This is a genomic window from Actinoplanes philippinensis (assembly GCF_900113015.1).
Lineage (GTDB): Bacteria > Actinomycetota > Actinomycetes > Mycobacteriales > Micromonosporaceae > Actinoplanes > Actinoplanes philippinensis.
On sequence record NZ_FONV01000004.1, the window covers coordinates 16,687 to 28,654 of the forward strand.

At 74.6% G+C, this 11,968-nt stretch carries 11 protein-coding genes; 6 read left to right on the forward strand and 5 right to left on the reverse strand.

Translation table 11 applies throughout. The annotated features are described in order from the left end of the window. Positions 1–16 precede the first annotated feature (16 nt). The 4 genes from BM290_RS10320 (at position 17) to BM290_RS10335 (ending at position 3,267) form a co-directional block, all read left to right on the forward strand. A complete protein-coding gene (locus tag BM290_RS10320; protein ID WP_093612544.1) occupies positions 17–775 on the forward strand; it encodes a nuclear transport factor 2 family protein in 759 nt (252 codons plus the stop codon). 5 nt (positions 776–780) lie between these two features. After that, the gene (locus BM290_RS10325; RefSeq protein WP_239143521.1) at positions 781–1,605 is read left to right on the forward strand and encodes a macro domain-containing protein; all 825 of its coding nucleotides are present in this window, start codon (positions 781–783) and stop codon (positions 1,603–1,605) included. Between the two features lie 9 nt (positions 1,606–1,614). Next, positions 1,615–2,466 carry an SIR2 family NAD-dependent protein deacylase gene (locus tag BM290_RS10330; protein ID WP_177319651.1) on the forward strand — a complete coding sequence of 284 codons (852 nt, stop codon included), beginning with the start codon at positions 1,615–1,617 and terminating at the stop codon, positions 2,464–2,466. A 318-nt stretch (positions 2,467–2,784) separates the two neighbouring features. Further along, on the forward strand, positions 2,785–3,267 hold the full coding sequence (locus BM290_RS10335; RefSeq protein ID WP_093612548.1) for a hypothetical protein: 483 nt from the start codon (positions 2,785–2,787) through the stop codon (positions 3,265–3,267). A 1-nt stretch (position 3,268) separates the two neighbouring features. Here BM290_RS10335 and BM290_RS10340 read toward each other — a convergent pair whose 3' ends face one another. After that, positions 3,269–4,276, reverse strand: a complete 1,008-nt coding sequence (locus BM290_RS10340; RefSeq protein ID WP_143133683.1) for a hypothetical protein — start codon at positions 4,274–4,276, stop codon at positions 3,269–3,271. Positions 4,277–4,318: 42 nt separating this feature from the next. Here BM290_RS10340 and BM290_RS10345 point away from each other — a divergent pair, with 42 nt between their 5' ends. Beyond that, positions 4,319–5,023, forward strand: coding sequence for a hypothetical protein (locus tag BM290_RS10345; RefSeq protein WP_143133684.1), 705 nt, complete (start codon positions 4,319–4,321; stop codon positions 5,021–5,023). Positions 5,024–5,029: 6 nt separating this feature from the next. Here the strand turns inward: BM290_RS10345 and BM290_RS10350 are convergent, their stop codons facing one another. The 4 genes from BM290_RS10350 to BM290_RS10365 are packed head-to-tail and all read right to left on the reverse strand — an operon-like array spanning position 5,030 to position 10,864. Next, a complete protein-coding gene (locus tag BM290_RS10350; RefSeq protein ID WP_143133685.1) occupies positions 5,030–5,764 on the reverse strand; it encodes a hypothetical protein in 735 nt (244 codons plus the stop codon). Beyond that, a complete protein-coding gene (locus BM290_RS10355) occupies positions 5,761–7,428 on the reverse strand; it encodes a sensor histidine kinase (RefSeq protein WP_093612556.1) in 1,668 nt (555 codons plus the stop codon). The genes BM290_RS10350 and BM290_RS10355 overlap by 4 nt, the downstream gene beginning before the upstream one ends. After that, positions 7,425–9,857, reverse strand: coding sequence for a helix-turn-helix domain-containing protein (locus tag BM290_RS10360; protein ID WP_093612558.1), 2,433 nt, complete (start codon positions 9,855–9,857; stop codon positions 7,425–7,427). The genes BM290_RS10355 and BM290_RS10360 overlap by 4 nt, the downstream gene beginning before the upstream one ends. Then, positions 9,854–10,864, reverse strand: a complete 1,011-nt coding sequence (locus BM290_RS10365; RefSeq protein ID WP_093612560.1) for an acetate and sugar kinases/Hsc70/actin family protein — start codon at positions 10,862–10,864, stop codon at positions 9,854–9,856. The genes BM290_RS10360 and BM290_RS10365 overlap by 4 nt, the downstream gene beginning before the upstream one ends. Positions 10,865–11,099: 235 nt before the next feature. Between BM290_RS10365 and BM290_RS10370 the strand changes: the two genes are divergently transcribed. After that, positions 11,100–11,945: an IniB N-terminal domain-containing protein gene (locus tag BM290_RS10370; protein WP_093612562.1), complete on the forward strand. Its 846-nt coding sequence runs from the start codon at positions 11,100–11,102 to the stop codon at positions 11,943–11,945. Positions 11,946–11,968 lie beyond the last annotated feature (23 nt).

Below are 11,968 nucleotides of genomic sequence, written 5' to 3' on the forward strand. Positions count from 1 at the left end.
CACCGAGGAGTAGAGAATGAACGCCAGGGAAACCGTCCTCACCGCCGCCGCGCAGCTCTTCGGCGACCGGGACCCGTCCGCCGTCGACCGCTGGGTCTCCCCCACCTACCGGCAGCACAGCGCTCTCGCCGCCGACGGCCCCGACGGCCTGCGGGCCCTGATCGCCGGCCTGCCCGACGGGTTCCGCTACGACCTGCACCGGGTCCTCGCCGACGGCGACCTGGTCGCCCTGCACGGCACCTACCACGGTTTCGGCCCGGACCCGCTCGTCGCCTTCGACGTCTTCCGCGTCGAGGACGGCAAACTGGCCGAGCACTGGGACGCCCTCACCCCGGTCGTCACCACGACCGTCTCCGGCCGCTCCCAGACCGACGGGCCCACCGGCGTCGACGGCAGCGCCGACACCGAGGCCGCACGGACGCTGGTCACCGGGTTCGTCGAGACCGTCCTCCAGGGCGGCAAGGTCGACGCCATCACCGATTTCCTCAGCACCGAGACGTACCACCAGCACAACGTCGGCATCGGTGACGGCCTCGACGGCCTCGGCGCCGCCCTCACCGCGCTCGCCGAACAGGGCGTCAGCATGGTCTACACCGACCTGCACCGGGTGATCGCCGACGGCGACTTCGTCCTCACCGTCTCCGAGGGCAGCTTCGGGCCCACACCGACCGCCTTCTACGACCTGTTCCGCGTCGCGGACGGCCGCATCGTCGAGCACTGGGACATCACCCCGCAGATCCCGGCGACGCTCCCGCACGGCAACGGCCTGTTCTGACAGCCGTGCACGACGACCCGGCCGGGCTCGACGACCTCGCCCGCCGCCTGCTGCCCCATCTGGCAGGCGGCGCGGCGGCGTCCCGGCTGCGCCGGACCATCGCACCGACAGATCCGCGGGCCCTGGTCCGCGCTCTGCTCACGGTCCGCGATCCCGGGCCTTTCGAACCCGAGGTGGTACGGCTACTCGACTCGTGGCTGTCCGGCGAACGGGCAGCCCGTGGCGTGGTGAACGGCGCGGCGCTGCCCAGCATCGCCGAGGACCATCCGGGCACCGGATATCCGGCGGCCGCGTCGACAGTGCTGTGGGAGGGCGACATCACCACCCTGGCCGTCGACGCGATCGTCAACGCCGCCAACCCGGGGCTGCTGGGCTGCTTCCAGCCGTCGCACCGCTGCGTCGACAACGTGATCCACGCCGCCGCCGGGCCCCGGCTGCGCGCGGACTGCCACGCCATCGTCACCGCCCAGGGCCACCCGGAACCGGCCGGCCGCGCGCAGATCACCCCGGGCCATCACCTACCGGCCCGGTATGTGCTGCACACTGTCGGCCCGGTGGTGACGGGACCGGTGACGGCCGCGCACGAGGCGACGCTCGTCTCGTCGTACCGCCGCTGTCTCGATCTGGCGATGTCGCACGGTCTGCGGTCGGTCGCCTTCTGCTCGATCAGCACCGGCCTCTACGGATACCCGCGAGAGGCCGCCGCGCGCCTGGCCCTGGCCACGGTCGCCGACTGGCTCGCGACCCGTCCCGGCGGGGTGGACCGGGTCGTCTTCGACGTGTTCGGCGCCGATGACCTCAACCTCTTCCGCCGATTGATCGGAGGGTGACCCGTACCCATGAATGATCTGACAACCCTCCGGCGATGGATCGCCGGCGCCGACCGCATCCTCGTCGGCGCCGGCGCCGGCCTCTCGGTCGCCGCCGGTTACGACTACGGTGACGAGACCAGGTTCGCCGAACTCTTCCCCGCCCTGCGCCGGCGCGGGCTGCGGGCCCGCTACCAGCTGATCGGCCGGCGCCTGCCGCCGCCGCTGATGTGGGGGTACTGGGGCACGCACGTCGCCGACATCCGGTTCGGACCCGGCGGCCACGACGTCTACCAGCGGCTTCGCGAGCTGGTCGGTGACCGCGACCACTTCGTGACGACCAGCAACGTCGACGGGCTGTTCGCACGCAACGGCTTCGGCCCGGAGCGGATCTTCACCCCGCAGGGCGACTACGCCCGGTATCAGTGCGAGACGCCGTGCACCGGACAGACCTGGGACAGCCGGCCGATCATCGACGCGGCCGTGGCCGCCTACGACCCGGCGACCGGCGAGGTCACCGACCCGGCGGCGATCCCGGCCTGCCCGAACTGCGGTGGCGAGGTGTTCCTCAACGTCCGCAAGGGCCCCGAGTTCCTGATCGACCCCTACCTGCCGGCCGGACGCCGCCTGCAGCAGTGGCTGTCCACGACCGGCCCGGCACAGCGGTTGCTGGTGCTCGACATCGGCAGCGGCTTCAACACGCCCGGCGTGATCCGCCGCCCGATGGAACGCGTCGCCGCCGCCCACCCGCACGGCCGCCTCGTCCGCATCAACCCGCACCACCCGGAGGTGCCCGCCACCCTGGCCGGACGCGCCCTGGGCATCGCCGCCGACGCCCTCGACGTCCTGTCCGCGTGCGCGAGTCCCCGTGCCCGCGCCTGACTGAGGGCCGACGGTAAGACCCGGACGGCTCAGGAGCAGAACGCGGCGTCGGCGGGGCGCCGCCGGGCTGACGCCCATCGCGGCGACCAGCGCGCCGGCGAGCGCCGCCGGACAGGCGGACCAGCCATGAGCTGCCATGACGGCATCGTCGCAGACCCACGGTCCGGCGATGCCGTCTTTGCCCGGACACCGCGGCGCTCGTTCACCGCGCCGGTGTCCACGGCACCTCCCGGAACGCGCCGCGGACACCGATACATCTACGATCTTCACCGGAACCGGCCGGTGCCTCCGGGCGGTCACCAACGGGGAGGATCGATCATGGCGCAGGGCGCTTTCGGGTACGGGCAGCCGGTGGCCACGCCACGCAGCGTGAAAATCGTCGCGGCCGGAGTGGCGCTGCTCGGCATCCTGAACATCATCCGGGTCATCGTGCAGACGGCGCAGACGTTCGCCGGTGACGAGTGGAGCACCGGGACACGGGCGGTGTTCCTCGCCCTCAACGCGATCCCGTTCGGTGTGTCGGTGTTCTTCGTGCCGCTCGCCCACCAGATCACCCGGGGCCGCCCGTGGGCGTGGGTCACCGCGATCGTGCTGATCTCGCTGACCACCCTGGCCGGCGCGTTCATGATGCTCATCATGATCGTCGGCGGGTCTCCGCTGCTGGGGTTGGTCTGGTTCGTCGGGCCGCTGGCCGTGCTGCTGGGGCTGACCGTGCCCCGTTCGGTGCGCGGCTTCTTCCCCCGCCGGCCGGAGCCCGTCCCGTACGCTCCGTACCCGCCGCAGGGCCCGTGGACGTCCTGAGTCACCGGGCGTAGGCGGCGAGCCGCTCACGGCCGTGCGGAAGCCCGTAGTCGCTGACGAGCAGGCTGACGTTCACGAACTCCGCGTCGTCGTAGCGCCAGGCGGACGGCGTGCCCGCCAGCGCCCGGACCACCCGCTGCTGACGTGCGGTCAGCCGGCCGAAGGGGGTACCGGCGGCGACCGGGCCGCGCGGGAACGCCTGCCGCAGCAGGACACCGATCGTGGTCAGGGCGGGTTCGGCGCTGACGTGCTGCAGACGGTCGAGGGCGGGATCGAGCACATCCCCGCCGATCGACTCCAGGGACAGCAGCGCGAGCCCGCCCAGGTCCCCGCCCAGGTAGGCAACGGTGTCCGCACCGTCCACGCCGGCGCGGTCCCGGCCGCCCGCCGCCCAGCGGAGCAGCTCGCCCGAGGGGTCCTCGCCACGGAGGCGGGCCAGGGCGACCGCCGCCGCCCACCGCATGAGAGGCCGCTCGCCGGTCAGCGCCCGCTCGGCGATCGGGACGCCCTCGGGCCGGCCGACCAGCCCGAGAGCGACGACAGCGGTCGGCGTGTGCAGCGCGGCCAGGACCGGCACCGACTCGGGGCGGCCCGGATACCAGCCGAGCAGGTACGCCGCCGAGTCCGCCAGCTCGGGATCGGCGGTCAGCGTGTCCAGCAGCGGAAGCCCCGCACCGACCGCGTCGTAGGCTTTCCCCTCGTCGGCGTCGAGGTCCGCACGGCGCACGCCACCGGGCAGCCAGGCCGCGTCGTCGCCCACCGCGATCCGGCCGAGCAGATACAACACCAGATCACGGTCGGGCGCCGCCGGATCGGCGACAAGCTCCAGCAACGCCGGTACGGCGGCGGCGCTCGCCGAATAGCGGTTCCCCTGGTGGGTGATGCTCGCGTACAGCTCCCCGAACGCCTCGAGCCGCCGCTGTCCGTCGGGCGACCGCAGAGCCGCCAGATTGCCGGGCACGTCCACCGCCGGCCCGTACGCATGCCGCAAAGCCGCCCAGTCGATCATCCGTGCCATCCTTCCAGCACCACGGACCCGCGAGGAGTGAGAGTGTCAGACCACCATCGGCCGGGCCGGCAGGTGAGCCGCGCGGCGTTCGACAGGTTGTTCCGCGACGGCAGCGCGGCCGTGTCCACCGGCGAGCATCGGGTGCAGTCGCCGCCTGTGGAGGGCGGCTTCCGCTGGGGGCTGTCCGCGCTGCTGCCTCCGGACCCCACCGCCGCCGCCACCCTGGACCGGGTGGCGCACGAGGCGGCCGCAGCGGCCGGCGGACGGCACTGGATCACTGGCGCCGCGGCCACCTCGCACCTGACGTTGCGTTCGCTGGAGCCGTGGCGGGCGGTGATCGAGGACGGCGACCCGCTCGTGAACCGCTATGCCGTCGCGCTCGGAGAAGCGGTACGAGGCATCGGCCCGCTGACGTTCACGGTGACCGGCCTGACCCTGACGCCCGGGTCGGTGATGGCGTGCGCGGTGCCGGCCGACGACAGAGCCGACCGGCTCGCCGACGCCTACGGGACGGCGCTCGGCGCGGACGGCTGGCACGAGAACGAGTTCACCAGGGACTTCTGGTATCTCAATCTGCTGCATTTCGCCGAGCCGGTCGAGAACCCGGACCGGCTCATCGCCTGGGTGGCCGGCCGCCGCGATCGGGAGATCACGACGGTCGTCGTCGGCGAGGTGCGGCTCACCCGGTGGGGCTTCGCCGGCAGCGGCATGGTGCCGCACGTGGTCGCGGCGTCGCCGCTGACCTGAGGGCGGTCACGAGGCGCACGGGGTGGTGTCGATGCGGCAGCCGGCGGGCGCCGCGTCGAGCAGGGTGGCCCCGTGGACCTCGAACGAGATGGCCACCTGCTCGCCGGCCGGGACCGTGGTGGTCGTGTCGTCGGGGACGAAGGTCCACACCGCCTCGTTCTGAGTGGCGGTCGCCCCCTTCACCTGGTTGATCCACAGTGTCGGCCGGGGCAGCGTGACGGTCAGCGTCCACCCGTCGCGGGCGGCGGGGCCGGGGTTGGCGACGGTCACCTCGGTCCGGTAGCCGAGCAGGCCCACCACGTACGGCGTGGTGGTGTAGGTGGCGGCCAGGGGCGCGGGAGCCTCGCTCGCGCCGCCCGACGGTGACGCCGACCGGGACGCCGCGATGCCCGCGGCGCGGGACGGCGGTGACGGCGACCCGGCGGGCCGTGTGGCGCCGGCCGGGGTGGGTGACGGCGACGGCGACGGGACGGCCGTCACGGCAGGCCGGTCCGGCAACCCGGCGGCCTGTTCGGGTTTGACCGAGTCCTGGTACGGCCGGACCACCACCAGCACGACCAGCAGCGCCGTGACCGCCACCGCGGCCAGTGCCCCGACGATCAGCAGGAACCGTCCGCCCGCCGGCCGTTCGCCGCGGGCCGGGCGGACCTTGGGTTCGGGTGACGGCCCGGTCAGCAGTCCGGTGGCGGCCCGCCACATCGCGTCGCGGATCACGTCCATCGGGGTGCGCCGCCCGCTCATTCGACGACCGTCTGCAGGTCGGCGCGTGGCTCGGCGCCGTTGGCGGGGCGGCCGGTGACCAGGCTCGGCGGGATGCGGACGGCGGCGACCAGGCCCCCGTCGTAGCCGTTGTGCAGGTGCACGGTGACGTCCTGGCGGGCCGCGAACCGGCCGGCCGCCCACAGTCCCCACCAGGTGCCGCCGGGCGGCGGATCGGGGGCGGCCATCACCTCGTGCCCGGTGGCCAGGTCGTCGTCGGTCATGCCGGGGCCGGCGTCGGTGACGGTGAGCAGGTATCCGGCCGTGTCGTGCTCGCCGTCGACGATGATCCGGGAGTCGGCGGGCGCGAAGGTGGCGGCGTTCTCGAGGAGCTCGGCGAGCAGGTGGACCAGGTCGGTGGTGGCGGTGCCGGCCAGGTACGCCGATGCGACGTCGGCGGTGGTGATCCGGTCCTGGTCGCTGATCTCGGCGGCGGCGTCGCGCACGACGTCGGTCATCGGCACGAGCCGCTGCCACTGCCGTTCCGGGACGCCGCCGGTGAGGGTGATGCCCTTCTCGACGTTGCGGCGCAGCCGGGCCCCGAAGTTGGCGGCCCGGTGCAGGTCGGCGGCGGTCTCCTCGTCGCCGGCGCGGCGGGCCAGCGCGTCGAGCAGCCGCATCTGCCGCTGGAGCAGGCCCTGGTTGCGGCGGTCGAGGTCCTGCAGCAGGCCGCCGGGGCGGTGCCAGGGGCCGGCGGCGACGGTGGTGGCGGTGACGGCTGTCGTGGCGCCGGCGCCACGGGTCCGGCGGGCGGCGATCAGCAGGCCGAGCAGGGCGACGAGCCCGACGCCGCCGATGGTTCCGGCCCAGACGGTGGCGGTGACGGCGCGTGGCGTGGCGGCGTCCGCGGCCTCCCGGGTGGCGCTGTCCTGCAGGTCCCAGAGGGCGGTGTTGAGCTCGTTGAACGCCGGGGACCAGGCGGACGGGTCGGGGATGCCGTCGGAGGAGACGGCGAGCCGGTCCTCGATGCGTTGCAGGCGGATCATCGCCGTGGAGCCGGCGACGTCGCGGTGGCGGCGGGCGGCCGTGTCGGGCAGGGCGGCGCCGGCGGTGGCGAACAGGACGCGCCGGGCGCCGGCCAGCCGGGTGAGGCTGATCCGGTCGTCGGCGGTCGGGCCGCGGCCGGACGACACGGCGGCGAGCAGGGCGTCCTCCTCGGCGAGGATCTCCCGGGAGCGGCTGAGGGCGAGGATGCCGCCGACCGTGGTGTCCTGCGGCGCGGCGCCGGCCGGGGCGATGACGTCGGTGTACGCGGTGACGGTCTCCCGCCGGTCGAGGCGGCCGGCGTCGACGGAGGCGCGGAGTTCGGCGAGCCCGTTCATGCGGCTGAGCAGGTCGTCGGCCGTACGGTCGGAGGCTGAGGTGGTGAGGTGGTCGAGCCAGGACCGGTCCGCCTGCCGCAACCGCTCGGCCGCGTCGTCGGTGCGTCCGCGCTGGGCGGTGAGTTCGAGGATGGGCCGGTCGGTGACCGACAGCCGCCGTTCGGCTTCGAGGGCGAGCACCGCCTCGTCGATGGGCCGGTCGAGCCGGTCGGCGGTGATCCGGTCGGCGAGGGCCCGGACGGCGGCGGTGACCGCGGGGACGGCGGCGGCGGCCCAGAAGGCGACGAGCAGCACGGCGCCGATCAGGGTGATGCGGCGGTTCACGCGCTCACCTCGGGCTCGCCGATCAGTTCGCGCAGGCGGCTGAGCAGTTCGTGCCGGTCGCTGCAGCCGAGTCGCTGCCGGATGCGTGCCATGTGATGCTCCACGGTCTTCGCCGACAGGTAGAGCCGGTCGGCGATCTGTTTGTACGTCATTCCGGCCAGGACCAGCGCTCCGACCTCGCGTTCGCGGGCGCTGAGCAGTTGCTGGCCGGGGTCGGGCCGGGTGCCGCGGTCCTGCATGTTGCGGGCCGAGTCGAGCAGCAGGGCCATCGCCCGCCGGTCGGAGGTGCGGATGGCGGCCTGTCCGGCCAGGCGGGCGCCGTCCCAGGCGAGGCCGGCGAGGCTGAGGGTACGGGCGGCGGCGACAACGGATTCCGGGTCGGCGACGCCGTCCAGGACGTCGAGCCAGACGGTGGCGGCGTCGGCGAACGCGGCCGCCCAGGTACCGGCGGGGCGGGCGGTGTCCAGATGGGCGGCGTGCCGGCGGGCGGTGTCCCGGTCGTCGGCGAGGATCGCGGCCTGCAGCCGGTACCAGTGCGGCAGGACGCTCCACACCGGCGGGTCACCGAGGTCGGCGAGCAGGCGGTCGGCGTCGGCGAGGTGCCCGGCGACCCGGTGCGAGTCGCCGAGCCGGGCGGCGGCGACGGCCAGCTCACCCAGCGGGAGCAGGTTGAACAGCTCCACCGGCTGGCCGATGAGGGCCTGGCAGGCGTCCGGCCAGGCGCTGCGCAGCCCGACCAGGTCGCCGTTGCGGCGGGCCAGGCCGACGCGCAGGGCGCTGGCGAGCAGGTCGTCGCGGCCCTGTGCGGCGGTGGCGGCGGTGGTCGTCGCGGGCAGCCGCTGTTCGACGTCGGTGAGCCGGCCGCGCAGCAGCAGCACCCAGCTGCGCAGCAGGTGGTGGCGGGTGGCCAGCAGCGCGCCGCCGGTGCCGCGGTGCTCGGCGCGGGTGAGCAGGGTGTCGGCGACGTCGAGTTCGGTGCAGTGCATGGCCAGCAGCGCGCCGGCGGCGGCGGGGCTGTCCGGCAGCAGGACGGCGGGTCCGGCCGGGTCGATCAGGGTGGCCGCCTGGACCAGGGTGGACAGGGCGGCGGCGGGTGCGCCGGTGACCGATTCGGCGGTGCCGCGGGCCATCAGGGTCGCGGCGGCGCTCAGCGAGGTGGGTGGGCGGGCGGCGGTGTCGTCCGGCTGGATCAGGCGTTGCGCGTCGGTGAGGCGGCCGACGGCGATGAGCCCGACGGCGGCGAACCCGTTGGCGACGTCGGTGCCGGCCCACTCGTAGAGGCGTACGGCCTGGGCGGTCTGTCCGCGGTGGGCGAGGACGGTGGCGGCGACGTAGGCGGCTTCGGCGCGCTGTTGCGGCGTGCCGGCGGTGAGGACCTGGTCGGTGAGCCGGGAGGCGTGGTCGAGGTCGCCGGCGAGCGCGGTGGCCAGGGCCCGGCGGGAGCCGGTGGTGCGCCCGGCGCCGGCCGCGGCGGCGAACAGCTCCGCGGCCAGGGCAGGGTCGTCGCCGAGGGCTTCCTCACCGGCGGCCTCGTAGACGTGGCCGAGTCCGCTGCCGGCGGCGCCGGGGACCAGGCCGGGGGCCGCGCCGACCCGCAGCAGGGGGCGGACCAGCGGCAGGACCGGGCCGCCGCGGGCCATCTGCAGAGCGGCGAGACGCTGACGTACGTCGATTCGCTGGCTGATCGGGCCGAGCGCGGCGATCGCGCGGCGGGCCAGCGGGACCAGGGTGCCGTCGGCGGCGAGCATGCCGGTGGCGCGGCCGGCGTCGACGAGCTCGGCCACGTCGGCGTCGTCGTCGAGGACCGCCGCGACCAGGTCGAACGACAGTCCGGCGCCGGCTTCGACGGCGAGCAGCAGGGTGCGCACGGCCGGGTCGAGCTCGTCGAGTTCGGCGGCGAACGGGGCGAGCGCGGCGACCGGCACCTGCCGTGGCCCGGCGCCGGCGCCGGCGAGCGCCTCGGCGAGCCGGGTCACGTAGCGCGGGATGCCGGCGGTCTGCGCGGCGACCCAGGCGACCAGGTCGTCGCTGGGGGCGCTCAGGTGCCGGGCGATCTCGATGGGGGTGAGCGTGGTCAGGGTGATGGCGGGACCGCCGCGGCGCAGCGCTTCGAGCAGCCGCAGCAGCTCGGGGCGGCGTGGCCACGGCCGGTGCGCGACGACGATCCGGGCGTCCGGGTGTTCGGCGTGCGCGCGCAGGTCGTCGAGCTGCTGGGCGGTGAGCAGGTGGGCGTCGTCGATGAGCAGGACGTGGCCGGGGTCGGCGGTGCGTGGCGGCCAGGGGCCGGTCACGGTCATGCCGGCGCCGCGGTAGGCGTCGGTGAGCTGCCGCAGCAGCGTGGTCTTGCCGTAGCCGCCGGGCGCGGTGACGCCGGCGTGCAGCGGCGCGGCCGGGTCGGCGGCGACCCGGGCCAGGACGGAGGTGGTCATCGGGCGTCCGCCCGGACCGCGACCCGGTTCATCGGCGGGCGGGGCGGGGCGATCTGCGGCGGAGAGACGGCGGGCAGGACGGCGAAGGCGTCGGTGGGGCCGGCCACGGCCGGATCGTGCGGGGGTACGGGCGGACGCCCGGCCAGCGCGGCGCCGATCGCCACGGTCATGCGGGGCTGCGGGTCACGCACGACGGGGGCGGGGAACACCCCGGTGAGCAGATCGGACACGTACGTACATACGGCGCCGTCGACTCCGGCGATCAATACGGCGGACAGATCCTCGGTTCCGTAACCACGGCTGCGGACCAGAGCCGCCGCGAGGTCGATCGTCGGGCGCAGCAGGGCGCGGGCGTCGGCGGGGCTCAGACCGTCCACCTCGAACCCGCCGACGTCGCTGAGCTCGGCCGAGGCGAGCAGTTCCATGCGGCCGGGCTGCTGCGGGGCGACCAGCGAGATCTCGGCCGTGGAGCCGCCGAGGCGGTAGACGCCGAGCAGCCCGCCGGCGGCCGGCGCGCGGCCGGCCGCCTGGTGGCACTCGACGACGGCGCGGGCGCGGGTGACCAGCACGCAGCCCATCAGGTCGGCCTCGGCCAGCCCGGCCTGCAGCAGCCCGAGCCGGCCGGCGCCCCAGCCGGACGGGTGGGCGACGGCGACCCGGGCCGGTGGCTCGCCCATGATCTCCCAGACCCGGTCGACGACCCAGCGGGCCATCGCGGCGGTCAGGCCGTGGGCCGGGAAGTAGCCGCCGCCGAAGTACATCGGCAGCGGGTCGCCGATGCGGTGCAGGTAGCCGCCGACCGCGTCGGCCGGGAACTGCCCGGCCTCGGCGGGCACGACGGCGCCGTCCGCGGTCATCCGCAGCGCGGACGCGACCACCGGGGAGCGGGCGCCCAGCGAGATCGGCTGCGCCGGGCCCCAGGCGGGACCGCCGGGATCGGTGGCGCGCCGGCAGACGGCCGCTTTGACGGTGCCGACACCGATGTCGATTCCCAGCACGTAGGACACGCGTTCAACTCCTCCGAGGTCGGTACCTCACGTTCGTACCGCAATGCGGGTTTGAATCGTCCCCCCAAAAATCGGCGGCCGAAGATCCCCTAATCCCCTAACCGGCCGCCGGGCGCAGTGGGGGACTCGCCCCCGATGCCCGGGGGCGGACCCGTCCGTAGGTTTCTTCTCGGCGCCGGGCCCGCGCCGTTCGATCCGCATCAGCGTCTCCGCAATCAGCGTCTAGGAGCTCGACATGACTTCGCCCACCCTGCAGGACTTCGTTCTCAACCTGATCTACGACCCGGCCGCCCGGTCGGCGTTCGAGCTGGACCCGGAGGCGACCCTGCGGCACGCCGGGCTGGACGACATCACCGCCACCGACGTGCAGCAGGTGCTGCCGCTGGTGATCGACTCGGCGCCGGTCGCCGGGCTGACCGGCCCGGACGGGCTGGACGATCTGACCACCGGGGTGGCCAGCCTGGACGTGGCCGGCGCGGTGGCGCAGCTGCAGGCGATCGCGGCGCACGTCACGCCGCACGACACGCTGGCCGAGGTGAACGCCTCCAGCACGGTCAACGTCACGGTGCTCGGGCTGAACGCCGACGGGCTGGCGGGCAACCTGGATCTGGGCGTGGGCACGTCGATCTCGGTCGGCGGGCTGTCGGCCGACCACGACCCGGAACTCGTCGTGGACAGCGCGGTCGGCAGCGCCGTGACCACCTCGTCCACATTCGTCGCGGAGCCGGTGCCGTACGACCACGGCCTCACCGGTGACGTCGGCGGTGTGCTCGACACGGTGACCACCGTGCCGTCGGTGATCGAGCCGACGACGTCGGGGCTGCTTGACGTCCCCGGGGTTCACGAGGCAACCTCTTCGATCGGATCGCTGATCCAGCCGGACCTGAGCGGCGTCACGTCGCTCGACGCCGTCGACGGGCTGACCGACACCGTGCACGGTACGGTCTCCGGGGTCGGTGGCACGCTGGACGGGCTGACCGGCGGCCTGACCGGCAGCCTGACCGGTGGTCTGCTGTCCGGTGGCCACGAGGTCGCCGAGCAGCCGGCCACGCACGGCGAGCTGTTCGGTGACGGCCTGTAAGAGGTGCCACGACGAGAGGCTGA

Excerpts from the sequence above, each read along its gene's own strand:
- BM290_RS10320 (WP_093612544.1), top strand. The coding sequence starts at position 17 with ATGAACGCCAGGGAAACCGTCCTCACCGCCGCCGCGCAGCTCTTCGGC.
- BM290_RS10330 (WP_177319651.1), top strand. The coding sequence starts at position 1,615 with ATGAATGATCTGACAACCCTCCGGCGATGGATCGCCGGCGCCGACCGC.
- BM290_RS10335 (WP_093612548.1), top strand. The coding sequence starts at position 2,785 with ATGGCGCAGGGCGCTTTCGGGTACGGGCAGCCGGTGGCCACGCCACGC.
- BM290_RS10340 (WP_143133683.1), bottom strand. The coding sequence starts at position 4,276 with ATGATCGACTGGGCGGCTTTGCGGCATGCGTACGGGCCGGCGGTGGAC.
- BM290_RS10350 (WP_143133685.1), bottom strand. The coding sequence starts at position 5,764 with ATGAGCGGGCGGCGCACCCCGATGGACGTGATCCGCGACGCGATGTGG.
- BM290_RS10360 (WP_093612558.1), bottom strand. The coding sequence starts at position 9,857 with ATGACCACCTCCGTCCTGGCCCGGGTCGCCGCCGACCCGGCCGCGCCG.
- BM290_RS10370 (WP_093612562.1), top strand. The coding sequence starts at position 11,100 with ATGACTTCGCCCACCCTGCAGGACTTCGTTCTCAACCTGATCTACGAC.